The 23,845-nt window shown below is 45.8% G+C and carries 24 protein-coding genes; 15 read left to right on the forward strand and 9 right to left on the reverse strand.

Annotation, left to right across the window (positions count from 1 at the left end):
* Positions 1 to 99: 99 nt before the first annotated feature.
* Positions 100 to 1,506 (reverse strand): APC family permease, encoded by a 1,407-nt coding sequence (locus G6R27_RS04430; protein ID WP_213819868.1) that lies wholly within the window; start codon positions 1,504 to 1,506, stop codon positions 100 to 102.
* A 93-nt stretch (positions 1,507 to 1,599) separates the two neighbouring features.
* Here G6R27_RS04430 and G6R27_RS04435 point away from each other — a divergent pair, with 93 nt between their 5' ends.
* Complete coding sequence (locus G6R27_RS04435; RefSeq protein WP_213819869.1) at positions 1,600 to 2,469, forward strand: LysR family transcriptional regulator; 870 nt, start codon at positions 1,600 to 1,602, stop codon at positions 2,467 to 2,469.
* 41 nt (positions 2,470 to 2,510) lie between these two features.
* Here G6R27_RS04435 and G6R27_RS04440 read toward each other — a convergent pair whose 3' ends face one another.
* Positions 2,511 to 3,056, reverse strand: coding sequence for a TetR/AcrR family transcriptional regulator (locus G6R27_RS04440; RefSeq protein WP_213819870.1), 546 nt, complete (start codon positions 3,054 to 3,056; stop codon positions 2,511 to 2,513).
* A gap of 136 nt (positions 3,057 to 3,192) precedes the next feature.
* On the opposite strand from G6R27_RS04440, the gene G6R27_RS04445 reads away from it, so the two are divergent.
* Together G6R27_RS04445 and G6R27_RS04450 are read left to right on the forward strand one after the other, a co-directional pair.
* On the forward strand, positions 3,193 to 4,671 hold the full coding sequence (locus G6R27_RS04445; RefSeq protein WP_230791180.1) for a DHA2 family efflux MFS transporter permease subunit: 1,479 nt from the start codon (positions 3,193 to 3,195) through the stop codon (positions 4,669 to 4,671).
* Positions 4,672 to 5,202 carry a DUF4811 domain-containing protein gene (locus G6R27_RS04450; protein ID WP_213819871.1) on the forward strand — a complete coding sequence of 177 codons (531 nt, stop codon included), beginning with the start codon at positions 4,672 to 4,674 and terminating at the stop codon, positions 5,200 to 5,202.
* Between the two features lie 60 nt (positions 5,203 to 5,262).
* Here the strand turns inward: G6R27_RS04450 and G6R27_RS04455 are convergent, their stop codons facing one another.
* Positions 5,263 to 6,093 carry an SDR family NAD(P)-dependent oxidoreductase gene (locus G6R27_RS04455; RefSeq protein ID WP_238480085.1) on the reverse strand — a complete coding sequence of 277 codons (831 nt, stop codon included), beginning with the start codon at positions 6,091 to 6,093 and terminating at the stop codon, positions 5,263 to 5,265.
* Positions 6,094 to 6,349: 256 nt separating this feature from the next.
* On the opposite strand from G6R27_RS04455, the gene hdcA reads away from it, so the two are divergent.
* Genes hdcA through hdcB form a run of 3 tightly spaced genes read left to right on the forward strand, consistent with a single transcriptional unit; the run spans position 6,350 to position 9,280 of the window.
* A complete protein-coding gene (gene hdcA / locus G6R27_RS04460; RefSeq protein WP_213819872.1) occupies positions 6,350 to 7,297 on the forward strand; it encodes a histidine decarboxylase, pyruvoyl type in 948 nt (315 codons plus the stop codon).
* A gap of 37 nt (positions 7,298 to 7,334) precedes the next feature.
* Entirely contained in the window at positions 7,335 to 8,795 is a 1,461-nt protein-coding gene (locus tag G6R27_RS04465; protein ID WP_213819873.1) for an amino acid permease, read from the forward strand.
* On the forward strand, positions 8,792 to 9,280 hold the full coding sequence (hdcB, locus tag G6R27_RS04470; protein ID WP_213819874.1) for a histidine decarboxylase maturation protein HdcB: 489 nt from the start codon (positions 8,792 to 8,794) through the stop codon (positions 9,278 to 9,280). Before G6R27_RS04465 ends, hdcB begins: the two co-directional genes overlap by 4 nt.
* Before the next feature lie 116 nt (positions 9,281 to 9,396).
* Here the strand turns inward: hdcB and G6R27_RS04475 are convergent, their stop codons facing one another.
* Both G6R27_RS04475 and G6R27_RS04480 read right to left on the reverse strand, forming a co-directional pair.
* Positions 9,397 to 10,410: an NAD(P)-dependent oxidoreductase gene (locus G6R27_RS04475; protein ID WP_213819875.1), complete on the reverse strand. Its 1,014-nt coding sequence runs from the start codon at positions 10,408 to 10,410 to the stop codon at positions 9,397 to 9,399.
* Between the two features lie 15 nt (positions 10,411 to 10,425).
* Entirely contained in the window at positions 10,426 to 11,499 is a 1,074-nt protein-coding gene (locus G6R27_RS04480; protein ID WP_213819876.1) for an AEC family transporter, read from the reverse strand.
* Between the two features lie 473 nt (positions 11,500 to 11,972).
* Between G6R27_RS04480 and G6R27_RS04485 the strand changes: the two genes are divergently transcribed.
* From G6R27_RS04485 to G6R27_RS04500, 4 genes are all read left to right on the forward strand, one after another.
* Positions 11,973 to 12,776, forward strand: coding sequence for a hypothetical protein (locus G6R27_RS04485; RefSeq protein ID WP_213819877.1), 804 nt, complete (start codon positions 11,973 to 11,975; stop codon positions 12,774 to 12,776).
* Entirely contained in the window at positions 12,776 to 13,345 is a 570-nt protein-coding gene (locus G6R27_RS04490) for a hypothetical protein (protein ID WP_213819878.1), read from the forward strand. The genes G6R27_RS04485 and G6R27_RS04490 overlap by 1 nt, the downstream gene beginning before the upstream one ends.
* Positions 13,346 to 13,360: 15 nt before the next feature.
* On the forward strand, positions 13,361 to 13,963 hold the full coding sequence (locus tag G6R27_RS04495) for an ATP-binding cassette domain-containing protein (protein WP_213819879.1): 603 nt from the start codon (positions 13,361 to 13,363) through the stop codon (positions 13,961 to 13,963).
* 489 nt (positions 13,964 to 14,452) lie between these two features.
* Positions 14,453 to 15,169 carry a hypothetical protein gene (locus G6R27_RS04500; RefSeq protein WP_213819880.1) on the forward strand — a complete coding sequence of 239 codons (717 nt, stop codon included), beginning with the start codon at positions 14,453 to 14,455 and terminating at the stop codon, positions 15,167 to 15,169.
* A gap of 51 nt (positions 15,170 to 15,220) precedes the next feature.
* Here G6R27_RS04500 and G6R27_RS04505 read toward each other — a convergent pair whose 3' ends face one another.
* From G6R27_RS04505 to G6R27_RS04520, 4 genes are all read right to left on the reverse strand, one after another.
* Positions 15,221 to 15,847 (reverse strand): LemA family protein, encoded by a 627-nt coding sequence (locus tag G6R27_RS04505; RefSeq protein ID WP_213819881.1) that lies wholly within the window; start codon positions 15,845 to 15,847, stop codon positions 15,221 to 15,223.
* A 63-nt stretch (positions 15,848 to 15,910) separates the two neighbouring features.
* Positions 15,911 to 17,029 (reverse strand): TPM domain-containing protein, encoded by a 1,119-nt coding sequence (locus G6R27_RS04510; protein ID WP_213819882.1) that lies wholly within the window; start codon positions 17,027 to 17,029, stop codon positions 15,911 to 15,913.
* A gap of 16 nt (positions 17,030 to 17,045) precedes the next feature.
* On the reverse strand, positions 17,046 to 17,981 hold the full coding sequence (locus G6R27_RS04515) for an alpha/beta hydrolase (protein WP_213820029.1): 936 nt from the start codon (positions 17,979 to 17,981) through the stop codon (positions 17,046 to 17,048).
* Positions 17,982 to 17,985: 4 nt separating this feature from the next.
* Positions 17,986 to 19,209: a hypothetical protein gene (locus G6R27_RS04520; RefSeq protein WP_213819883.1), complete on the reverse strand. Its 1,224-nt coding sequence runs from the start codon at positions 19,207 to 19,209 to the stop codon at positions 17,986 to 17,988.
* Positions 19,210 to 19,354: 145 nt separating this feature from the next.
* Between G6R27_RS04520 and G6R27_RS04525 the strand changes: the two genes are divergently transcribed.
* Genes G6R27_RS04525 through dltD form a run of 5 tightly spaced genes read left to right on the forward strand, consistent with a single transcriptional unit; the run spans position 19,355 to position 23,827 of the window.
* A complete protein-coding gene (locus G6R27_RS04525) occupies positions 19,355 to 19,495 on the forward strand; it encodes a teichoic acid D-Ala incorporation-associated protein DltX (protein WP_010017670.1) in 141 nt (46 codons plus the stop codon).
* Between the two features lie 15 nt (positions 19,496 to 19,510).
* Positions 19,511 to 21,040: a D-alanine--poly(phosphoribitol) ligase subunit DltA gene (dltA, locus tag G6R27_RS04530; RefSeq protein WP_213819884.1), complete on the forward strand. Its 1,530-nt coding sequence runs from the start codon at positions 19,511 to 19,513 to the stop codon at positions 21,038 to 21,040.
* Positions 21,033 to 22,250, forward strand: a complete 1,218-nt coding sequence (gene dltB, locus G6R27_RS04535) for a D-alanyl-lipoteichoic acid biosynthesis protein DltB (protein ID WP_213819885.1) — start codon at positions 21,033 to 21,035, stop codon at positions 22,248 to 22,250. The genes dltA and dltB overlap by 8 nt, the downstream gene beginning before the upstream one ends.
* A 41-nt stretch (positions 22,251 to 22,291) precedes the next feature.
* Positions 22,292 to 22,528 (forward strand): D-alanine--poly(phosphoribitol) ligase subunit DltC, encoded by a 237-nt coding sequence (dltC, locus tag G6R27_RS04540; protein ID WP_213819886.1) that lies wholly within the window; start codon positions 22,292 to 22,294, stop codon positions 22,526 to 22,528.
* A gap of 6 nt (positions 22,529 to 22,534) precedes the next feature.
* On the forward strand, positions 22,535 to 23,827 hold the full coding sequence (dltD, locus tag G6R27_RS04545) for a D-alanyl-lipoteichoic acid biosynthesis protein DltD (RefSeq protein ID WP_213819887.1): 1,293 nt from the start codon (positions 22,535 to 22,537) through the stop codon (positions 23,825 to 23,827).
* Positions 23,828 to 23,845 lie beyond the last annotated feature (18 nt).

The raw sequence follows: 23,845 nt of genomic DNA on the forward strand, positions 1-23,845 counted from the left end.
AAATTAAATGAAGATAAGTTGAAGATTAAGATTTAAAAGGAAAAAGCCGCACCTCGAAAAGAGCGAGGTGCGGCTTTTAACCGAAAACAAATGGGTGGTTTAGTCACGCTTTTGTAGCTTGGAATGGTGGATACCATAAGTCAGGTAGACCGTCAGTCCGATAGCTAGCCAAATCGTGACAGAAACCTGCGTGATTTTTGGCAGCATGAAGATAAAAAGAATGGAACAAGAGCCCGCAAGAATTGGTAAGAAGGGGTACCAAGGCATCTTGAAACCAGTGTTTTGAATATCCTTTCGACGACGAAGTTTAATGACACCAAAGGAAATGAAGGCAAAGGCGATCAGCGTGCCGGCGTTAATCAACGAAGCGAGTTCAGAAAGAGGCACTAATCCGGCAAAAACGGCTTGGACAATCGTGGCCACGATGATGGCCTTTTCGGGAACACCGTACTTCTTTGAAACTTGACCCATGGCCTTTGGTAAAAGACCGTCGCGGCCAAGGGCGTAAACCAAACGCGAACCACCGATAAACATTGTCATCATGGCCGTGAAGATACCAAAGAGGGCCCCGACCGTAATGAGCTTATTAAACATCGAGAGGTGGATCACCTGCATGGCAAAGGCAGCAGGATCGTCAACGCCTAGATCCTTGTAGTTGACAATTCCAGTCAAGACAAAGGAAAAAGTCACATACATGACGACCGCAATGGCCACCGTGCCAAGGATGCCTTTGATCACGTTTTTACCTGGATCGATCGTTTCAGCCGAGTTAGCGGCGAGGGCATCAAAACCGATAAAGGCAAAGAAGACCGTAGCAGCAGCTGTTAAGATCCCGCCCATACCAAAGAGTCCACTATGGAATTCTTCTGGGTAGAAGGGAACATAGTTTTCTTGCTTAATATAGAAGACACCGACAACGATGAAGAGAATGATAATCGCGACTTTGATCACCACGGCAAAGTTTTCGACCTTGGTCGAGATCGAAGAACCCTTCATCAAAATACCCGCGATAATTAACACGATCAAAACAGCCGTGAGGTTAACCACCCCGCCTTCCATTGGCCCTGCTTGGAGTGCCTTTGGAAGGTGAATGCCAATGGCTGATAGCAGGTTATTGTTGAAGTATGCGGCAAAGCCCGTTGCTTCTGCCGAAACGGCGAGGAAATATTCGAGGATTAAAGCCCAACCAAGAATCCAGCCCACAATTTCACCATAGACAACCGAGCCAAAAGAGTAGGCCGAACCGGCAACGGGCATGGCGGATGAGAATTCTGCGTAGGCCATGCCGACCAAACCAGAGACCAAGGCGGCTAAGAGAAAGGCGATGGCCACAGCCGGACCGGCATGCGTGGCCGCTTCGTTACCAGGCAAGATGAAGATTCCGGTTCCGATCACGGCCCCGATTCCAAGACCAATCAAATCCTTTGTCCGCAGGGTCTTTTTTAATTTAGCGTCAGCTTGTAAGTAGGAGCTGACCGATTCCTTTTTAAAGATATTCATGAGCATGTTACTTCCTTAATTGATACTTTTAATCATAGTTGATACACTGAGATAAGTAAAATTAATAAATGAAATCTTTGCATAAGGAAAAGTAATACAATGAATCGACTTTTGGTCCTTGAAACGATCATTCAAATGAAGTCCTTTACGAAGGCGGCCGAAGCGCTTGGCTACACCCAGTCCTCCGTCTCTCAAATGGTTTTGGGAATTGAAAAAGAATTCGGGATGCAAATTCTAAAGCGATCGCGAAATGGCGTCTCTCTAACGGCCGAAGGGGAGGCGCTCTATCCCTACATCGTCCAAACGCTGCGAACATACCAGGCACTACAGGAGCGGGCGGCTTCTTTAAAGGGATTGGAGACCGGCATGGTGCGAATCGGGGCCATCACTTCGGTTTCTTGCTACTGGCTGCCCGAGCTCTTCAAGAAATTCCAAGAAAAGTATCCGAACATCGAGTTTGTCTTGCAGCAAGGCGACTTTGGCATGATCTTGGATTGGCTGAAGCGAGGCGAAATTGACTTTGGCTTGATGACGGCCGAATACGGGGATGGCTTTAACAAAGTTGTTCTGCATGAGACCGAGATGAAGGCCTTTTTGCCAAGTAAGCACCCTTTGGCCAAACTGGATTCTGTCCCAATCGAAAAATTGGCCTGTGATCCCTTCATTCTGGTCGAGGGTGGTGGCTACTCCGAGCCGATGAAAGCCTTCGAAGAGGCAGGCGTGATTCCCCATGTCCGCTACCGCATCCAAGATGACTACACCATCATGGCCATGGTTGAGGCTGGCTTAGGCGTTTCGATTCTGTCCGAATTGGTCGCTTCGCGGACGGACTTTGACGTCGTGGCTAAGAGCATCGAGCCGAAGGTGACCCGTCCGGTGGCCGCTGTTTATCGTGACAAGGCGACATTGCCGATTGCTAGTCAGTATTTCATCGACTTTTTGGTGGAGAACCAAAAAGCATTACAATAAGAAAAAAGCACGAACGCTGAATCGAATCAGCGTTCGTGCTTTTATTTTTCGTCGATGAAGAGTTGCTCGGGTAACAGGGAAAGAACCATTTTAGCGATTTTTTCTGATGACTCGGGATTATCTTTTTTTAACCAGGTGAAGAGAATGGAAGGAATAGCGCCTGTGAAGAGTGGGAGCAAATATGGATTGGCAAAGGGGGATTTCTTTTTTCTACCTTGTTCGAGTGGAAGCAGTTGGAAAAACTCAAAAATATATGCGGATAACCCACTGTTAAATAATAGAAGGAAGCGATCTTTCTGTTTAAAAAAGAAGTCGAATAAATCGATGAGTTCTTTTTCTACTGCTTCTCGAGTCCAGGAAGGCGTATGGTGATTTTCTCGTCGCTTCGTTATTAATTGGTTCAGATAGAAACGGAGAATCTCTTCCTTACTGTTGAAATTCCGGTAGTAGGAAGCACGGGCGACGCCGGCGGCTTCAATCAGTGAGGCGACGGTAATTTCGGAAAAGGATTTTACTGCTAATTCCGAAAAGAGGCCGTCGACAATCTGCTCTTTTACTCGAATGTTTTCTTGCTGGCCGTAATTCATTTTGCGCTCCTGTCATCTGGTCCTTCTATTATATCAAAAAAGTTTGGTGAAACATATTGACTCAGTTAAAAATCGTGTTAGACTGTTTATTGTTACTAACTGATACAAAATGTATCAGAAAGAAATGGAGAAAATGATGGAAGCAAAAACTTCTTATAACCGCTGGGTCATTCTAGGGGTGTTGATGATTGCGGCCATGTCGGGAGCCTTGATGCAGACTTCCTTAGGCACGGCTTTGCCAACCCTGATGACCGCTTTTCACATTGATTTGGCAACGGCTCAGCAAGCCACGACTTGGTTCCTTTTGGTCAACGGGATGATGATTCCGCTGACTGCTTACCTGGCTAACCGGATTAAGAACAAAGTCTTGCACATGATTGCATACAGCCTCTTGCTGATTGGCGTGGGAATGTCCATGCTGACACCGGAGCAATCGGACATGTGGTGGATCTTTGTGGCTGGTCGGATTATCGCTGCCATGGCAGTTGGCATCATGATGCCAATGCTTCAAGTGTTGATCATTAACATGTTTAAAAAGGAAGAACGTGGCGCAGCCATGGGTCTGATGGGCTTGGTTGTCGGTATGTCACCGGCTATCGGACCTACTTTGACGGGCTGGATTTTGGAAAAGAACCACACGATTTTGGGAATGACACTTTCAAACAGTTGGCGCTCAATTTTCGTTATTCCATTTATTATCATTGTTTTGGCCACTATTGCAGCACCATTCTTACTAAAGAACGTGATGGAAAAAAAGAAACTCAAGTTGGACTTTCTTTCCTTGGTTCTTTCCGTTGCCGGATTTGGTCTCTTCCTTTGGGGATTCACCAACGTGGCTGCTGATGGTTGGGGTGATTTTGCACGGGTCATTGCGCCAATCGGGGCAGGTGTTCTGCTTTTGGTCGCCTTTGCTTGGCGACAGCTGAAGTTGCCAGTGCCTTTCTTAGACGTTCGCGTCTTTGCCAAGAAGGAATTTACGATTCCGACGGTCGCACTTTTGCTGGCCACGATGGCGATGTACGGTGTCGAAATGATGCTGCCAACGTATTTGCAAAACATCCGCGGACTTTCCGCCTTGGATTCTGGTATTACGCTGATGTGGGGGGCGCTCTTCATGGGCTTGATGTCACCTGTCGCTGGAATCTTGTATAACAAGGTCGGTGTTAAAGCGATGAGCTTCTTCGGCTTTGGCATTTTAGCTTTGGGCACGGTACCCTACGTTTTCTTGAACACGACGACGCCCACGGTCGTGATTTCCGTTCTCTACGCCATCCGAATGGCCGGAATCGCCATCGTCATGATGCCATTGACAACGACGGCCATGTCGGCTTTGCCTGACGAAAAGGCAGCCGACGGAACAGCGGCCAATAACACGCTCCGTCAGGTTTCCTCATCAGTTGTCGTTGCTTTGCTGACATCCGTTGTTCAAAACGTGATTAACAACAATACACCAAGCGCTTCGCTCAAGGCAACAGATCCTATCCAGTATGCGAGTCAGGCCCTGAACGCTTCAATGGATGGCTTCCAAACAGCTTTCTTGATTTCATTGGTCTTTGCCATTCTTGGCTTCATCTTTGTTTTCTTCATGAAGGGTCAAACAAAGGAGGAAAAGTAAATGATCATTTGGATAATTGCAGCTTTCGTACTGCTGACTTTTTTGTCGCTCTTCATGATTCCAAAGGCTTGGTTACGCTATCTGTTAACCGCACTTTTTGGTGGATTGACAGTTGTATCTGTCGCCTTGCTAACGGCTAATATGGACAGCCATTTTGGTATGGAAAAGACGACGACTACCACAACGAAGCAAGTTTATGCGATGACGCCAGAACAGTCACCCATAAAGGCGGTAACTTCTAAAAAAATTGGCCGAGACAATGCCGTTTTGGTCTATAAGGACCAACCTTCGGACAAGGAGGCCAAGGCACACTTTGCTCCTGATACGAAGAACATGGTAGCAACAAGCAAGATTCGTTCCTCAGCTGAAAAGACAAACACGTCTTCTGCTCAGGTGAAAACCGTGATAACGAATTGGACTTACAAGTCCGACTTCTGGGAGTTCTTATTTGCTCACAAGAATGATGACAACACCGTTTCGGTTCGCCATCATTTGCAAGTGCCAGAAAATTGGCAAATTATTGAAAAATAAAACAAAAAAAGCAGCTGTTCGAAATTTCGAACAGCTGCTTTTCTTTTTGTCTCATAACGATTAGTCGAAGTCGGCAGACACGGCTTGGTCGTGCAGCTTTTCGATTTCAGCCAAGTCCGCTTTCAACTTGGCTTCGGTTCCTTCAACAGAAGCTTGACCAAGTGGCAAACGGAATGGCAGGTCGGCACTGCCATTGACGGTCTTGACGATAATTTCAGCAGCCTTCTTTGGGTCACCGGCTTCATCGCCTTTACCGACGGCATCGATGCCTGCCTGAACGTCACCATAAACATCTGGGAATTGGGTCGCTGTTTTGTTCGAGGAGCGGCCGGCCCAGTCCGTGCGGAAACCGGATGGTTCGATCAACATGACCTGAATGTTGGTCTTAGCAAGTTCACCTTGTAAGGCTTCGTACATCCCTTCGACAGCGAATTTCGTACCGGCATAGTAAGAAAGAGAAGGTAGACCAACTTGGCCGAGAACAGATGACAAGCCCATGATGACACCGGCGTTTTGTTGACGCATGATTGGCAAGACTTCTTTTGTCATGTTGATTAGGCCAAAGACGTTAACGTCAAACATCTTTTGGATGTCTTTTGTTGTCCCCTCTTCAAATGTGGAAAAGTAGCCAAGTCCAGCATTGTTATCCAAAACATCAATGCGACCAAACTTTTCCATCGCCAAGGCGACGGACTTCTTGATCTGTTCGGGCTTGGTGACGTCCAACTCGGCTTTTAAAATCTGGCCTTGATCATATTGGTCCAAATAGTCTAAGGCCTCCACGTGACGGGCGGTGGCGACTAAATTAGTGTCTTTTTCCTGTGCCAGCCGGATGGCCAAATCCTTTCCGAAACCAGATGACGTACCTGTGATGAACCATGTTTTTGTCATAATTGTTCTCCTTTTCGATTGATTATGGCCATTTTAACGTGTCAAAGCAGGACTTTCAACGCCCTTTCAAACGGGCTAAAAAGAGGAAAATGGCTCGTATTAAGACGATAATTGGCCAAAGTGGCTAAATTAAAAAATCTTCTTTGACATTAGATTACAAAAGGTATAAAACAGAAATGGATACGAAATATTTTTAATGGTTCTAAAATACTCCGTAGCAAATGATTTTGAAAAACGAACCAACAGGAGGGTGCACATGAATGCAAAAGATTTTAAAGACGCGCGTGCCATTGGAATTAACAGTGATGCGTTGAACAATTACGTTGGTTTTTCAAGGGGATACCTCGAACCAGGTAATATCGGAGAGGGTTATTTGACAGGACTGAAAGTCGATGCTGCTTCAACGAAGCTGACAGACGATGAACTGCTTGATAACATTTCCTCTTATGACCGCGCAGAAGCAAAGAACGCGAACTTGGCTCAGATCAATATGGAAACGGCCTCATCCTTCACGGGACCACAAGGCAACATCATCGGTTATGATTTCTTGCGTAACGAGGAATTGGACAAGCAAGAACCACTGTATACGCGTAAGCAATGGGATGGTTCAACGCTGCCAATCTATGATGCTAAGCCCCTGCAAGACGCCTTAGTTGAATACTTGGGTACGGTTGATGAGCCACGTTTTAAGACGGTTCCTGCCGCCTTTATTACTTGTGCCAACAAAGGGGCCATGGCCCGTCGTCCGGAAGAAGATCGGCCATTGAAACCAGGTGAAGGTTATGGTGTTTGGTCTGCCATTGCTTTGTCAATTGCAGAAGATCCCGTTCACCACTCTTCCATGTTTGTCGAAGATGCCGGTGTTTGGAGCAAGTCAGATAGTGAAGAAGACTTGATGGCTTACCTGAAGACACGTGAAGCAGCGATGGCACAATCAATTGCCAACTGCGGTCGCCATGCTAAGACGACGTTTAAGAAGACGTACATTGGTTTTGCTCACGTGATGTTAAAGCCCGGTGAGTTCGGAACGGCGATTACGGTTGGTCCTTACTTGACCATGCCATTCGATGCTGTTCCCGGTGCTAATCGAACCAATGCGTCAGCTTTGGACGCCATGGAAACGATGCGCAGCTTGTCTTTGCAAGACTGGTTGACGAAGATGCACTTCGATTCATTGGTTAAGAAGAACCAGATTACTTATTAATCGTTTAGCTCATCATTTTTAAAGGGGGAAATGAACTGTGGCTTCAGAAGCTAAAAAATTAGGAACCATTGGCCTGATTGGTCTGATCGTTCCAGCCATGATTGGTGGTGGGGCTTATGACCTGCCCGAAAACATGGCCGCTAATGCGGGCTTGATTGGGCAAGCCCTTGGTTGGATCGTTTCTGGTCTGATCATTTGGTGCTTGGTTTACTCATTCTTATTCTTATCAAAATTACGTCCTGATTTTACGTCAGGCCTTTACAAATATGCCGAGGATGGCTTTGGTAAATTTACCGGCTTCTTCGTTTCTTGGGGCTATTGGATCTGTGAGTGTTTTGCCAACATCACCTATGCCGTTTTGTTGGCCTCAACCTTGAACGCCTTCTTCCCAGGCGTCTTTAAGGGTGGCAATAACCTGAATTCAATCTTACTTGGAACAGTGATCTTGTGGTCGATGTCTGCCTTGGTTTTGAAGGGAATTCAAGGAGCTAGCTGGGTCGATAATTTGTCGACAGCGGTGATCTTGCTTTCCTTGCTTTTCTTCATTGTTTCCATGATCGCCGTCTTTAATCCCCACACCTTTACGACCAATATTTGGGCGAACCAAGCCATGACAAGCTTGGGCGACGCCGATATGGGCTCGATCTTCCACCAGGTAAAGAGCACGATGATGGTGACGCTTTGGGTCTTTGGTGGTGTTGAAGGAGCGGTTGTTCTTTCTGGCAATGCTCGAAGTCAAAAAGACGTTCGTAACGCCACGAAGTGGGGCTTCATCATCTGTCTGATCATCTATGCCGCCGTTTCGATCCTGGCCCTCGGCTACCGCAGTTATGGACAAATCGGTAAGATGGCTAGCCCATCGACCGGTGCCTTACTTGCCTCAATTTATGGCCCAATCGGTCACGTGATCATTGGTATTTCCGTTCTGGTAGCTGTTTTGGCTTCTTGGTTGACTTGGACGTTGATGTTGTCCGAAATGCCACGTGCCGCTGCTCAAATGGGCACCTTCCCAACTTCCTTTAAGAAGATGAACAAGAATCACATGCCAGCATATTCGATTATCGTGTCAACGATTGTCATGCAGTTGATTCTCTTTTCCACCCACTTTGCTGGTAAGGCCTTCAACACGATGCTGACCATCGTGGGTACTATGACGGTGCCACCATACTTGATCGCCATGCTTTACCTCTTTAAGATTAGCTTGAACGACAAGGAATTCAACCCAACGGGTGCTAAGATTACCTTTGGTCGCACCAAGCCATTGATTTACTCTGGTTTGGCCATTTTGGGAACGCTTTACATGGGTTACTCAGCTGGTATTACCTACACGGCTTTGTCCTTTGTGATTTACGCGCTTGGTATTCCTGTTTATATTTGGGCACGGACGCACAAGCAAGACATGACGATCGGTCAGGTCTTTGGTAAGTACGAAAAGATCTTCGTGGCATGTATCTTGATTGTTGCGGTTGGTTCTTGTGCCATGATGTTACTGAAATGATGACAAAAAAAGACTTTCAACAATTTGTGTCTGACTGGACCAAACAAGCAGACTTGCGCTTGCGCGGCCTTCTGATTGGTGAGGATGAAAAGGGGCAGCCTCTAGCCATCGGCTATGATGGCGAGACCGTTTATCTCAAGTCTTCTGACGATGAAAAGCGATTTTCTCGCAATGCGCCCATCAAAACGACCTTTGTCGCTGGTGTGCCAAATGGAAAACTGACGTTTTCAGTTGACGGACAGATTGAACCGATCACTTTGCAAAAGATTCAAACCGGTCGGGTCTATGACCTGACCCAGGCCTTGGATCCAAAGCCAATCTACAAGGCCAGCTACGATGGTAGCCAGGCCCTGCAAAGCTCGGTTTACTTCGATCCAGAACATGCTGAACTAATCGATGAGCTGCGCTATGAGATGCAGACGGGTCAGATTTCTCAGCACGACTACGATTCGCTGAATCCCATGCTGCCAAAGGCGGGGAAGTAGGGCGTTTCGGCAAGGACACGTTCGAAAAAAAGAAAACGATGAACCGCTTGGTTCATCGTTTTTTAGTTCAAAAAAAAGCCAACCAACAATCTGTTGGCTGGCTTTTATTGATTCGCTTATGCTTCTGGCTTCACCAAGAAGTTGTTTTCGAAGTTGCCGTTCAAGGCGTTTTCGAAGTTTTGGTATGAGATTGAGATCATATCCGTCAAGGCGTTTTCGGTGTATGAACCGATGTGTGGCGTGACCACCACCTTTGGATAGAGCGCTTGGAACTGCGCCATGATGGACTTCTCATCCTTAGCGGCTTCAGGGTCAACTTGACCGAAGTAAGCACCCTCGTTCGAGATGACGTCCGTTGCAAAGCCCTTGATTTCGCCGTTCTTCACAGCAGCGATGATGGCTTCTTCGTCGGTGATTTCGGCACGGGCCGTGTTCACCAAGACAGCAGAAGACTTCATTTGCTTCAATTGTTCAGCCGCGAAGAATTGGTCGTTTTTACCCTTGAAGTAAGGCACGTGCAAGGAAACGATGTCTGATTCCTTGAGCAAGTCTTCCATTGAAGCGTAAGTCAAGATATCGTCGATGCCATCCTTAGGGAATGGGTCGTAACCCAATACCTTGGCGCCAACACCCTTCCAGAGCTTCGCTTCGGCCAAACCAATCTTACCGGTTCCCAAGATACCAACCGTCAAGGACTGGAATTCAGGAACGAATGAAGCGGGGTTTGGACGGAAGTCGGATTGCTTCGTCGAAGCCACCGCACCAGAGAGGTTACGGTTTTGCATGATTCCCAAACCAAAGGCCAAGTCAGCCACGGCATATGGGGAATAAGCAGGCACGAAGGCAACAATCTGACCGTTTGCCTTAGCGGCATCCAAATCGATGTGGTTGTAACCAACGGTACGAGTGAAGACATACTTGATGCCCCATTCGGCCATTTTGTCCAAGTTTTGCTTGTCAGCGACGTTATTAGCACGGAGCAATACACCATCAAAGCCCTTGACCAAATCGATGTTATCGTGGGTCAAGTTTTCAGACTTGTAAGTCATGTCGAAACCTTGCTTGTTCAAGGCGTCGAAGTGCGCCACTTCGTTGTCGCGCGTACCAAATGAAATAATCTTAAATGACATATCTTTCTCCCTTAATTACTTGAAGAGTGGCAGATCACCCAAGAGTTGAACCGCGATGATCCAAACAGGGATGAAGATCGTGGCCAAGATCGTTGAGATCAACGACGTGTTGGATGCCAACAATGATTGACGGTTAAAGGCCATGGCGTAGTTAACGGCCACGGTTGCAACCGGCGTTGCCATCATGATGACCATCGTTGCCAAGGCAATGTGGTCAACGGGCAAGATGCCCATGGCTGACGTGATCACCGTCAAAACAATCATAATGATTGGCACGATGATGACCTTGTTAAATGAGTAGTACCAAGCCGTCTTGTTCTTCAAAGCTTCGCCGAAGGACATTTGGGCCAAGTTACCACCGATGGCCAACCAGGCCAGTGGTGAGGCCAAAGCGGCCATCATCTTAAACCATGAGTAAAGCCATGGCATCGTGGCATCCAAACGGAAGAAGGCGACGTGTTGCAAGGAAGCTTGACCAGTCTTGGAGTCAGTGACCATTGCTGTTACCTGTGGTGCGGCGTTTTGGATCAACCAGAGGAAGAGGCCAAGGAAAGTAGCCACAACGATTGGGTTTAACAACATCTTCTTGATGTGTTCACCCTTCAATTGCTGACCAGACATCTTGATGTAAGCATATGAGTACAAGAAGATACGGTAGCCGATGTTAAAGATTGACGCATACATGACACCCTTGGCGCCGTAAACGGCACCAACGATTGGCATTCCGAAGAAGGTCGTGGAACCAAATGACGTCAAAACGCCTAAGACGTCACGTTCGTCCTTTCCGTACTTGGCGTACAACCAAGGCATCGTCACAATCAAGATGATGTAGATGAGTAATCCCCAGATCAACACGCTCATGCCTTGTTGCAAGGTCTTTTGGTTCAACGGCGTCATGAATGAGTTGAAGGCCAACAAAGGCAAAGCAACTGTCATCGTGACCGTTGTCAAGGACTTCACAGCCCCTTCCTTCAAGCGGTTCGTCTTGCGCAACCAGTAACCAAGTAAAATCGTACCGATCGTAGCAACGATGGCACCGATAATACTGGCGTTAGTCACGACTTTTACAACTGAATCTACGAGGTTCATAAAAGTCTCCATTCCGTTCTATGTTATTTCTTTATCAAATTCTGACAAACTATTTTCTCAACAAGGGCAGCAAAAGTCAAGGTATGACGGTAAAAATAGTGAAAGTGTATAAAAATTTAATGGACAGAACACTTGTTTGATGTTTCGTATTCATGTATAATAGAATTATTCTTTATGAGAGAACGGAAAAGCCCCAGGCCAATTGGTCTGGGGCTTTTTCGTTGTGATAAAAGGCTTCTTAAAAGCTCGATAGGTAGCGGTCTAATCGCTTTTTGAACGGTTTTTGCCTTGTAATCGGAGATGTCGGGAAGGGTTGTTTAGAATAGTGGCTGGTGGTTTTTTGAAAAAAAAACTGTTTCAATAAGTATTCTTATCTACATTGTTTAAAATAGAACGATTATGATAGAATGCTTAGTGATTTTATAGAATCACTTTAAACTTAATGGATCGAGGGATTTTTGGGAGAGGAATTTATGCCAAGACGTTTATCAGTCGTCACACTTTTGGTTGTGACTGCTTTACTCTTTGCCATGACCGGGGTAACCCTGCTTGCATGTCGAGATGTTGATTTAGCCAGTGCTAGTGCTTTGAAGACTTCAAATACGTTTTATTTCTTACAAATTGGGCAGAGCAATCCTGCTTATGATTTGGTTCTTTTTTGTATGCTGACCATTTTTGCCAATTTTATCTTTGTATATGCAAAGAATAGTCCGTTTTTCTTCAATATTATCCAGCGAATTGGCTATCGTCGTTTCTTGACGAAAGGCGTGGTCGTTTCCTTTATTGGTGGGGCAACACTTTCACTGCTGATGTCACTTTATCAATTGGTTTTGCTATCATTATTCATTCACCCGTTATCCTTTGGACCGGTTGCGGATAATAAAGCTAATGGTCTTGCTTTTTATGATGATGGGAATCTTTGGTCAACCATTCAATTCTGTTTCCTTGCTGCGATTGGCTGGGGAATCTATGCCATGTTTGTTTTTTCAGCAACGTTATGGGTTAAAAAGACAGCGATTGCGATCGTATCAGGAAGCCTTTTAGGAGTAGCTTTTTTCCTTGCACCTGCTATTTTGGCTCAGTTGTTAAATGGTCACTTGTCAGGAGCGCTGTATTCACTTCAGGTGTCAACATTGATAGCACCAGGAATGGTTTCATATCCGACAATTTCAATGGATAAAACCGTCTTTTACTTTATCTGTGCAGCATGCCTCTATACGTTGTTGACTGTTTCATCGGCTTCTTTGTGGATGAAGAAAAAGGAGCGCTTTGCCTGATGTTTCGCCAATTAAAAATGTTAAAGCCTTCTTTTGTTACGACGATGATTGTTATAGTCATCAGTTTGCTATCGATTCAATTCTTACCATCGTTTCGCCCGGTTGACGATATCATTGCTGCTACAATCAATTTAAGGGGTCCGGTGTTAATATCGCAAACGATCCTTTTGGCCTTTGTGATGTGGCAAGTCGTTTCATTTAGAAAATCACGTGCATTGATTGAAGTGCGAGGTAAGACAGAAGTTATTCAAAAACAATTGATTAAAGCAATGACTTTTGAAGTCGTCTTGTATTTTTTGCTTTTTGAGGGGGCCTTTTTGTTACTAGGCTACCAAATATTCCGCGATGGTCCTGTCGTGATTGGAGTCTTAGTGCTCGTCTTTCGAGTTCTGCTGGTTTGGTTCTTAGGACTGTTGTTAATCACGATGTATAACTCATCATATCCAGCAGTTATCGCATTGACAGTATTTGTGTCCAATTTTCTTTATCATTTTATAGTTGAAAAGTCCTTTTTGCTAGTCCACTATAGTGTCCATTACGACACATTGTGGCAAGCCTTTAACAATTAATCCAGTGGAGTGTTTATGTTAGAAGTTAACCAATTACAAAAAAGTTTTCATGACGAGATCGTTTTACAAGACATCTCTTTTAGCGGACAACCTGGTCAAGTCATTCATATTAGTGGGGAAAACGGATCGGGTAAGTCGACGATATTCAAAATTATCGCAAGAATTTTGAAGGCCGATTCTGGAGAAATACATTACGATTCAGAAACAACCATTGGAGCTTTGATTGAAAACCCAGGCTATTTGGAGTTCGAAACCGGTCTGACCAACCTGAGCTTCTTGGCCAAATTGAATCATAATGAGGATTTAGAAAAAATTCGTCGATTAATGGCTGACTTTGGACTGGATCCAGATAATAAACGAGCTGTTTCAAAGTACTCATTGGGAATGAGACAGAAGTTGGGGATTATCCAGGCAATCATGGAAGATCAAAACATTGTATTGCTGGATGAGCCAACTCGAGGATTGGATCGTGCTTCGCTGAATCATTTTGTCGAATTAGTTCAACAATTAAAAGATGAAAACAAGCTCGTGATTATTGCATCACACGATTTCCAAGCGGGTATGCCGTACGATAAGACGTATCGCTTGATTGACGGAGTGCTGCAAAGTGAGGAGTAGATTTAGTTTTTGGTGCTATTTTTTAGTGGTGCTGTTGTGCTTTTGCTTTCTTCCAACTATAGAAGAGAATTTAACTACTACGAGTCATTCAGAAATCCTGTTTTCGTTAAATGGCAGCGATATTTATTTAACGATGGCTTCCTTGCTGTTTTTCTGGTTCGATTACTTGACGTTGATGGTTCCTTTGCAAGGCCTTTTTAACATCCAATCTTTTCTTCAAGTGCGTCCAACATCGCTGTGTCGTCGTTTGTGGGTTTATTGTGGTGCTTTTTATCCATACTTTTTAGCTTTTCTTGCTGTAAAACTATTAGGTGCCATCAATGGTGGACTAGATTACCTACTTCCGGTCTTGCTGTTCAGTATCTTATGGTGGCTACTTTTGCTATTTTTGTCTGTTAAAAGTCCAAATAAAAGTTGGTCGATAGCCACGACGGTTATTCTGCTATTAATTTTGCGAATTTTGTGTACTTATTTATAGAGGAGAGATGAATGAAGAATAGTCGATTCACTACGAATTTGACGGCGCATATCGCTTTGTCACTTTCCAGCATCGCGTTACTGCTTTCTTGGATGCCATATATTAATTTGGCAGGCGGACTGTTAGCGCTCGTTTCGATTGGGCTGTCAGGCCTTTTGTTTATGAGCAAAAAAGAAAAACAAGATGTAACGATTAAATTTGCTGTCTTAATTGCATTGATCGCCTTGTTGGCAACACTTTTTGTCCAGGTTGGCTTTGCACAAGCAAGAAAGACAGCTATGGGGCATTCGAGCTTTCGTGTTGGAAATCATGTTTTGAAGGTGGGCCAAGACATTACTGTTGAAACGGATAATTATCGCGTCAATCAGGTCTCTTATTCATCGGATTTGGCAGGGGTTGAAGCTGCACCCGGAAAACGCTTTGTTGCGATTTCATTGACCATTAAGAATACAGCTAATGAAGATTTCCAGACGGGCAAGGGCGCCATTGCTTATCAAAAAGACGCATTTTCGCTTTTCCAAAAAGGTGAGAAGATACCTTTCCTAACAAATGACTCTTTGCCAGAAGCGATGCCAGAACAAGGGATTATCTCAGTCAAGGAAAGTCTGACAAAGACATTGTATGCTGAGGTTTCAAATGATGGTAAATTAGTGCTGAATTATGGCATCGAGAGTGACGATCCTAAAATTCAAGAGCACCTCCCATCGTTTAAAGTGAAATTGAATTAATTCGGTAATCAAAAAAAGGAAACGCATTTGCGTTTCCTTTTTTGATTTGCCTTACTTTGAGAAATCAACCGTTGGGTTGCTCTGTGCGCTACTGTCGGCTTGGTAATAGGCCATCTTTTGGTGACCAGTCATTGAAGCAACAAGTGAAGCCGGGAAAGAAACAACAGAATTGTTGTAGTCCGAGACGGCCTTGTTGTACTTCTTGCGTTCATAAGTGACACGGTTGTTGACGCCTTCCAGTTGGGCCATCAAGGTCGACATTTGATCCGAAGACTTCAAGTCAGGGTAGTTTTCGTTAATGGTTGAGACCATCAAGTTGAAGGCCTTGTCCTGGTTTTGCATCGCCGAAGTCTTTTGATCTTGACCAGAAGCCTTGTCGTAGGACTGCTTGGCTTGGTTGTATTGGGTGCGGGCGTCGGCAATCTTACCGTAAACGGCTGATTCTTGCCCCTGTGACCCCTTGACCGCGTTAACCAGGTTTGGAATCAAATCGGCCCGGTTTTGTAAGGCCGTCTGGATCTCACCAGTGGCTGCATCGACGTTTTGTTGCTTTTGGTTCAGACCATTGGATGACGAGATGAAGAGCGAAAGCACGATCAGAATCACAAGGCCAATACCGGCCGTGATTTGAAAACCGCGCTTTTGGTAGAAGGGCTGTTGTTCATTAATGACAGTCATGGAATTTCCTTTTCTCTTTCTTCTTTTCTTTATTTTACGGGTTCGACGATCGGCCTGCAAGGGCTAAAAGTCCGAACCACCGCCGCCGAAGTCGCCTCCGCCAAAGCCGGAATCACCGCCGCCGCCGAAGTCACCTCCGTCAAAGCCACCACCGAAACCATCGTCACCAAAGCCATCAAAGCCAGACGAGTCGCCCATGTGGTGGAAATCGTGGCCATAGTCCGAGCCGTTATCGTCAAAGCCGTCGCCTCCGTGGTAGCGATCGCGATCGCGCGACGAGAGGAAGCTAGCCAGCAGCCAACCAAAGAGGAAGCCCCATGGCCCACCGAAATGAATACTTGGCCGTGGGTAATGGCCATCCTTCGGATCGGCTTGTGCCCGTTCTTTTGGGCTGGCCTTTTTATATTTGGCTAGGGAGCGCATCACGATGATGACAATCAGCAGCAGGGCGGCTGCTAGTACCAGAAGTAAGATAGTGGCGGGGCTCTTTTCGCTCGTTGAATTGGCAACAGGGCTTTCTTCTTGCTGCACTGGATTTTGCTTCTGGTAAGTGCTTTGATTACTTTGTCGCTTATCACGGCCGTCCACATACTGTTGGATGGTATCAGTTGCTGGGTTTTCCTTCACAAAGCCAGGGTCTGCGATGTTGGCCAAATCTTGGTAAAGGGAAAAAATACCAAGGTTGATGTCGACTTCTTTGTGGGACTTCAGGCTCTTTTCGTTTTGCAGCAAGAGTCGGTGAATGGTCGCATCGGGCAAGGTCTGTTCGATACCCGTTCCGGTAGCCACGCGGACGTTATTTTGCCCGTTGTTTTCGGCAAAGACGATCAGGACACCATTATCCTTTTTGGAACTGCCCACGTGCCATTCCTTGCGTAGGGTCAAGTCGTTGGTGAAGTCGGCGATTGATTGGCCGTTTGTTGATTTGACGGTGACGATGGCAAACTGAGCGTTGTTATCCTGTGCTTTTGCCTCTTTGTTTAAGCGCAAGAACTGCTTGATAGCAGAATCCGAAAGCACCTCAGCATAGTCGGAAACATCGGTTGTGGTCTTCGATGGTGTCAGGGTGTCGGGATTTTCGGCATTGGCCTGCTGGCTTAGTCCAAGAGGCAAGAGGCTGCCTAGAAGCAAAGCCAAAAAGACTAGCAGAGAAAGCCCCTTTGTTGTCTTAAATGCTGTCATCCGTCCTCCTTTGTTCTTAATTTTTATCTTTATCGGTCGCTGGTGCTTCTTTTTTCAGTTGGTTGGTGGAGAGCCCACGTCGGCCAGCCTTGTTATCCAAGATCAGTTCACGAATTAGATTCACCACTTCGGGATTTTCGGGCAGTTTAGAATGCTGAGCGTTATCACCGGACACGGTTGTCTGCGTGTATTTGGCGACCTTCTTTTGGAAGATATACTTACCGGACAAAACGGACTGGACATTGACGTTTCCATCATCTGTGTAATCGTCAGATCCGGCAATTGAATAAACCGATAGGTCGGTTGGCAAGTTGTCTGAGCCGTCAATGAAATCCGAAAGCATCGTCGTTTTTTTGGTGTCAGACGATTCGGAGAAATTGTAAGGCGTTCCCAGGGTCATCAGCGTCCGAATGTGGAAATTGTTGCTTGAATAATAATTTTCCAGGTAGTCCGTCCAGATCAGTCCACCGTTCGAGTGGCCAACGGCAGAAAAGGAACGGAAGTGGTACTTGGATTGCAAATCGGACATGACCGTTTCCATTGACTGGCCATCAGCTTGAATGGTTGGGTAGTTATCTTGGTTTTTTTCAAAGCCAATCACGATGAAGGGCTGGCGGTTGGCAGAAGAAAGGTGACCCGAATAAGAAAGGCTACCGTCAGCATTGACTTGCACCTTCAATACGGAGTGATTCTTGCTTCCGCTGTCTTCTTCATTCAACGTTGTAAAAAGCGAATTAAAGCGCTGGATGGTGGCGGAAGAGCCAGGCACAAAGATCACTGGTTCAATTCGTGATTTTTGGATCGCGCGATCGTTTTGATGTTCCGTTAGCATCCAAGTGCGGCCAAGGAAGGCCAGAACAACTACGGCTATAGCGGTTAATACTAAGGCAATCCGAGAGGAACGGGCGCTTTGCTGCCAGAAGGAACGGGCTTTTTTGGGAAATGAACACATCTTTTTAAGCATTGGCTTCCTCCTTTTCAAGTTGCTTAGCAAAAGGCCAGTAGATCAAAATGGCCCCGATCAAGATCAAGACGGTCGCCAGTAAAGCATCAAGTGGCGTCTGCGAAGCAAAGAAGGCCAAAAGTAGGTGTGGCGTACCGATTGGTACAGAAAAAACAGTGGGGCGTAAAAAGTCGAATTTAATAAGAAGGGAAGTGACGACGGTCCCGTAGGTCGATGCTAAAACCATTGGTAAAAGCATCAGTGGCCGGAAGAAAAGGGGCAGGCCGTAAGCTAAGATTTTGTTCGAATCAAAGACGGCTGGAACTAAAGACCAAAGGCCAAGGCGGCGTAGTTTTTGTCGTTTCAAAAAGAGGAGGCAGATGGTCAAGGCTAAAGTCGACCCAACACCGCCGATCAAGGCAGAAGTCGTCAGAACCGAATAGGGATTTTGCGGGTGAGGTAACTGCGCCATCACGGCTTGATAAACGGCATTAAGATTAGCGTTTACTTGCGATAGGTCGGTTGCAGACACCGTCAAATCCGTTGGAATGGCAAAGCCAAGCACAAAGGCGATTGGTGTGAATATCGCCGTCAGCACTAAGCCATACCAATGAGAAAAGAAGTCCATGGAGAAGAGGGCGTTAAAGGAGGCTTGGCTAACCTGACTTGGGATTAGCGAATAAAGGAAAGTTGATAATGCCAAGATGGTCGCCGCCCAAAAAAGGTAGGCAAAGCCAAAGTCATTTAATTTTCCTTTGGTCCACTTGGTTAAGTAGACGTAAGATAAGTTGGACAAATAGGTCAAGAAGAGTACACCAATCAAATAGATCGCCGATTGGTTGGCGTAGGTATAGGTGGCAAAGCCATAAGATAGGGCCAGTGCGAAGTTGGCCAAAACGGGTAGTAATTCGTCTTTTGTGTGGCCCAGATCGTCTAACTTCGCTTCCAAATAACCCTTTGTCCAAAGGGCTGCAACGAAGGCCAAGATCAAGTAATCAAAGGCCGAGGTTAAAAACTGTAGGTTTTGGGCAAAAAACAGATGCTTTAAGCGAATGTGGAAAATGGCAGGCACAATCGCGGACGGATCAAAGAAAAGTTTAATGAGAAGGTGGAGGTACACGTTAATGATGACCAGCGGGACGACTTTTTGAAAAGCCGTAAAAAGTGTCTCAACCGGCAATTTTTTTACCCATTTGTTATCAAGGGCGACGATCTTTGTTAGATATTTCGAAAACATATGGACCTTCTTTGATTTGAGCGTATTTAGACTGGCTATGCACCATTTTAATTTGTGCTATAATAGTCGAAGTATTTTGATATACATTAACGGCCAATCTGCCGCTAATTATACACTAATTGGAAGAATTCGGGGGCATGTCGCGATGTTTCAGCGTTTCATCAAACGGCCTTGGGTTGCCTTTGTGGCGAAAACCTTGGCTTATTTTCTAATCATGTTGTTCTTGATTTACTTATATGGTTATTCCGGCGTCACCGGTGGTCACTTCATCTACAACGAGTTTTAAGAGGTTTTAATTAAAATGATTGAGAATATTTACCAACACATTGATCAGTATGCTATCGCCCATCCCGACCAAATCGCCTACGATGAAATGGGCGTTACCCATACGTATGGCGAATTAAAAGCCTATTCGGATTCCTTGGCGGCCTTTTTGGACGAGCAAGGAATTGCAAAAAAGGCGCCGATCATGGTTTTTGGTGGTCACCAGTTCGAAATGGTTGCCGCTTTCTTAGCATCCGTCAAATCCGGTCACGCTTATGCGCCGGTGGATAAGGATTCAACGAACGACCGAATCGAAAACATCTTGGAAATCGGAAAGCCAGCTGCAGTGATCGCTTTGGACGAACTGCCAATGGCCATTGATTCCGTGCCGGTCTTTGAGGGACAGGCTTTACAAGATGCCTTTTTGGCTCAACAGTCTTATGACTTGACTCACCCAGTAGTTGGTGATGAGAACTACTACATCATCTTTACTTCCGGTACGACCGGTAAGCCAAAGGGTGTTCAGATTTCCCACAAGAACGCTTTGTCGTACATCAACTGGATGTTGGGGGATGACTTTGATTTGGGTGATGGACAAAACATCTTAACCCAAACGCCATTCTCCTTTGATGTGTCCGTGATGTCATGGGCCGGTGCTTTGCTCACTGGTGGCGTGATGAAGGCCTTGCCAAAGGAAGTGGCCGACGACTTTAAGCAACTCTTTGCGGCCTTGCCAGCCATGCAGTTGGACCGTTGGGTATCAACGCCTTCTTTTGCCAACGTGGCTTTGTTGTCACCGGACTTTAAGGAAGAAAACTATCCGAACTTGAAGACTTTCCTCTTCTGTGGGGAAGTTTTGACGTCAGCCACGGCCAAGAAGCTGCGCGAACGTTTCCCAGCCGCTAAGATTTATAACACCTATGGTCCAACCGAAGCGACGGTGGCTGTTTCCGCTTTGGAAATCACCGACGCCGTTTTGGCCAAGTACGACAAGTTGCCAATTGGTTATATGAAAGCGGACATGACGGCAACGATCATGGACAAGGAGGGCAACGTTTTGCCAGCAGGAGAAGCTGGTGAATTAGTCCTTTCCGGACCGGCCGTTTCAAAGGGTTACTTGAACAACCCTGAAAAGACCGAAGCCGCCTTTTTGACGGTGGATGGCAAGCCGGGTTACAAGACCGGGGACCTTTGCTATGCCGATGCTGATGGTCTCTTGCACTACAAGGGCCGCATGGATTTCCAAATCAAGTTGCACGGTTTCCGAATTGAATTGGAAGAAGTCGCCCAGCACTTGACACAATCAAAATGGGTTGAACAGGCTGCTGCGGTGCCACGCTACGATCAAAATGGTGATGTCAAGCAGATGTTAGCCATCGTGGTGCCAAAGGACAACGACTTTGAAAAGCCATTGGATCTGACGAATGCCATTCGTGAAGATTTGAAGGACATCATCATGCCATACATGATGCCAACACGTTTCATTTACCGTGACAAGATGCCACTCACGCAAAACGGAAAGATCGATTTGAAGGGCTTGATTGCTGAGGTGAACGGCAATGCCTAATTTACAACCTTATGCCGATCCCAACTACTTTATCTACCTCTTGTTGGCCTTAGTCCCCCTTTCGATTGGCCTATACTTTGGTAAGCGCTTTGTGACTTATGAAATCCTGGTATCCTTGGCTTTCATCTTCTTGATCTTTGATGAAGGGCACTACGTGAACCAGGGAGTGGCTTTGATCATTTATTCGATCTGGCAGTTTTTGCTTGTTTGGGGCTACATTAGTTACCGGAAAAAGGCCAACGCTAGTTGGGTTTTCTACTTGGCAACCGCGCTGTCGATCCTGCCGATTTTTCTAGTCCGTTTGGCTGGGGCAGGCCTCTTCCACGCTCAGTTGTCGATGCTTGGTTTTCTTGGAATTTCGTATTTGACTTTCCGCTCGGTTGGAATGATCATCGAAACCCGTGATGGGGCCGCCCACGACTTCCATCCAATCATGTTCTTGCGCTTCATGCTCTTCATGCCAACCTTGTCTTCTGGTCCGATTGACCGGTATACACGATTTGCAAAAGATGCGGCTGTTGCCCCAGAGCGCGAAAAGTACATCGACCTCTTGGGCAAGGCTGTGAAGAACTTGTTCTTGGGCTTTGTCTATAAGTTCATCTTGTCTTATTACTTTGGCCAGATCATTTATCCTTACTTCCAAGGAATGGCCATGTCTGATGCCCACCACGGCATGGTCTTGTCCTGGTGGTTGATTCCCGTTGCTTATTCTTACGGCATGTATTTGTTCTTTGACTTTGCAGGATACTCCCTTTTTGCCCTAGCTATCTCATACATTATGGGCATCGAATCCCCAATTAACTTCAATAAGCCATACGGGGCAAAGAACATCAAGGAATTCTGGAATCGCTGGCACATGTCCCTTTCCTTTTGGTTCCGTGACTTTGTCTTCATGCGTTTTGTCTTCTTGTTCTTAAAGAAAAAGTGGATTAAAAACCGCAATACGGTGTCAACGTTGGCATATTTTGTTAACATGTTGGTGATGGGATTCTGGCACGGCTTGACTTGGTATTACATTTTGTACGGATTCATGCATGGTGCGGCGTTGGCCGGAAACGATGCTTGGATTCGCTTCAAGCGCAAGCATAAGGGACGCATTCCCCACAACAAGTGGACGGAAGGCTTTGCGGTCGTTTTGACCTTCCATTTTGTCATGCTGACCTTCTTGGTCTTCTGTGGCTTCTTGGATACCTTCTGGTTCCATCGTTAAGCATCATTGAAACACTTCATTAAATTTTAGAGGAGAGAATAATGGACGTAAAAGCAGGTGTATTAGAAATTATCGAAGATGTAACTGGCGAAGACATGTCAGATCAAATGGATGAAAACCTTTTTGATTCTGGCTTGCTTGATTCCATGGCAACGGTAGAAATGTTGCTCGCTTTGGAATCACGTTTTAACATTCAAGCACCGGTTTCTGAATTGGCGCGTGAAGATTGGGATACAACCAACAAGATTGTGGCTAGTGTTACTGCACTGATGGGATAAAACCTCATGTCGAACAAGAAAAAGCTTTGGCAGATTTTTGGACCTGTGTTGGCAGCCTTTGCACTGCTTGCTTTCGTCTTTCTTCTGCCTTTCTCTTTGACCCATTTTAGTCAAAAGAGTTTAAAAGAATCATCCGTTTCGTTCTCTAGTCAATTGGTTAAGGGAGAAGCGGTTAAAAACGCTGCTTTTGCAGATAAGAAAGTCAATTACGTACCGTTTTTCGGATCATCTGAGCTGTCTCGTATTGATTCCTTGCACCCATCGGTTTTGGCAGAAAACTACCATCGTGACTATCAGCCATTCATGCTTGGAAAGGCTGGTTCCGATTCCTTGGTACACTTCTTGAACATGCAGGAAATGCAGAAAACCTTGAAGACCAAGAAGGCCGTCTATGTGGTTTCACCGCAGTGGTTCACAAAGACCGGGTCTGACGGTGGCTTTGATCTGTTCTACTCGCCTTTGCAGGTAGTCGATTGGATGTTGAACTTGGGTCAAAACAAGCCAACGAAAACGGATCAATTTGTGGCTTCCAAGGTGCTTGACAAGGGTTCAGTAAAAAACAGTCCTTACTATAGTCGTTTGTTGAAGCAAGTCGCTGCAGGGGACAAGTTGACGAGTGCGGAATTGTCTACACTGCGCTTAAAGCACCGGATCTTGTCACGTCAAGATGCCTTGTTTACTCGTTTTGAAAAGACATCGAACTACAAAAACCGGGTATTGAAGGCCGCAAAGCCGCTCCCTGAACACTATTCTGAAAGCGCCTTGGATCGTCTTGGTTACGATGAAGGAAAGAAGAATACGTCAAATAACGACTTCCACATTAAGAACTCTTTCTACACCACGCGTGTGATGGCAGAAAAGAAGGCGTTGAAGGGTGCTCAAAAGGATTACGATTACACACAATCCGTTGAGTATGCTTATTTCCAGTCGGTCTTGGACAATTTTGCCAAGAACCATACGGATGTGATGTTTGTCATCACACCGGTTAACCAACGCTGGGCAAAGTACACGGGCTTGAACAACACCATGTATCAAGAATCCGTTGCAAAAATTAAGTATCAATTGCAAAGTCAGGGCTTTAACAATATCGCTGATCTTTCTCGTGATGGTGGCGAAGACTACTTCATGCAAGATACCATTCACGTTGGTTGGCGTGGTTGGTTGGCTTTGGATCAGTATTTGAACCCCTTCTTGTCCGGTCCAACGGAAAAAACGAACTATCAGATCAACAACCGCTTCTTGTCTAAAGATTGGCAGAACTTGAAACCGTCAACAGACAATTTAGCTGATTTTAAGTAGATAATTAAAAGTGCTGCA

The organism is Fructobacillus papyriferae, from assembly GCF_018437225.1.
Classification (GTDB): Bacteria; Bacillota; Bacilli; order Lactobacillales; family Lactobacillaceae; genus Fructobacillus; species Fructobacillus papyriferae.

Coding starts and splice junctions, on each gene's coding strand:
- G6R27_RS04430 (WP_213819868.1), bottom strand. CDS start 1,506: ATGCTCATGAATATCTTTAAAAAGGAATCGGTCAGCTCCTACTTACAA.
- G6R27_RS04435 (WP_213819869.1), top strand. CDS start 1,600: ATGAATCGACTTTTGGTCCTTGAAACGATCATTCAAATGAAGTCCTTT.
- G6R27_RS04440 (WP_213819870.1), bottom strand. CDS start 3,056: ATGAATTACGGCCAGCAAGAAAACATTCGAGTAAAAGAGCAGATTGTC.
- G6R27_RS04445 (WP_230791180.1), top strand. CDS start 3,193: ATGGAAGCAAAAACTTCTTATAACCGCTGGGTCATTCTAGGGGTGTTG.
- G6R27_RS04450 (WP_213819871.1), top strand. CDS start 4,672: ATGATCATTTGGATAATTGCAGCTTTCGTACTGCTGACTTTTTTGTCG.
- G6R27_RS04455 (WP_238480085.1), bottom strand. CDS start 6,093: ATGACAAAAACATGGTTCATCACAGGTACGTCATCTGGTTTCGGAAAG.
- hdcA (WP_213819872.1), top strand. CDS start 6,350: ATGAATGCAAAAGATTTTAAAGACGCGCGTGCCATTGGAATTAACAGT.
- hdcB (WP_213819874.1), top strand. CDS start 8,792: ATGATGACAAAAAAAGACTTTCAACAATTTGTGTCTGACTGGACCAAA.
- G6R27_RS04475 (WP_213819875.1), bottom strand. CDS start 10,410: ATGTCATTTAAGATTATTTCATTTGGTACGCGCGACAACGAAGTGGCG.
- G6R27_RS04480 (WP_213819876.1), bottom strand. CDS start 11,499: ATGAACCTCGTAGATTCAGTTGTAAAAGTCGTGACTAACGCCAGTATT.
- G6R27_RS04485 (WP_213819877.1), top strand. CDS start 11,973: ATGCCAAGACGTTTATCAGTCGTCACACTTTTGGTTGTGACTGCTTTA.
- G6R27_RS04490 (WP_213819878.1), top strand. CDS start 12,776: ATGTTTCGCCAATTAAAAATGTTAAAGCCTTCTTTTGTTACGACGATG.
- G6R27_RS04495 (WP_213819879.1), top strand. CDS start 13,361: ATGTTAGAAGTTAACCAATTACAAAAAAGTTTTCATGACGAGATCGTT.
- G6R27_RS04500 (WP_213819880.1), top strand. CDS start 14,453: ATGAAGAATAGTCGATTCACTACGAATTTGACGGCGCATATCGCTTTG.
- G6R27_RS04505 (WP_213819881.1), bottom strand. CDS start 15,847: ATGACTGTCATTAATGAACAACAGCCCTTCTACCAAAAGCGCGGTTTT.
- G6R27_RS04510 (WP_213819882.1), bottom strand. CDS start 17,029: ATGACAGCATTTAAGACAACAAAGGGGCTTTCTCTGCTAGTCTTTTTG.
- G6R27_RS04515 (WP_213820029.1), bottom strand. CDS start 17,981: ATGTGTTCATTTCCCAAAAAAGCCCGTTCCTTCTGGCAGCAAAGCGCC.
- G6R27_RS04520 (WP_213819883.1), bottom strand. CDS start 19,209: ATGTTTTCGAAATATCTAACAAAGATCGTCGCCCTTGATAACAAATGG.
- G6R27_RS04525 (WP_010017670.1), top strand. CDS start 19,355: ATGTTTCAGCGTTTCATCAAACGGCCTTGGGTTGCCTTTGTGGCGAAA.
- dltA (WP_213819884.1), top strand. CDS start 19,511: ATGATTGAGAATATTTACCAACACATTGATCAGTATGCTATCGCCCAT.
- dltB (WP_213819885.1), top strand. CDS start 21,033: ATGCCTAATTTACAACCTTATGCCGATCCCAACTACTTTATCTACCTC.
- dltC (WP_213819886.1), top strand. CDS start 22,292: ATGGACGTAAAAGCAGGTGTATTAGAAATTATCGAAGATGTAACTGGC.
- dltD (WP_213819887.1), top strand. CDS start 22,535: ATGTCGAACAAGAAAAAGCTTTGGCAGATTTTTGGACCTGTGTTGGCA.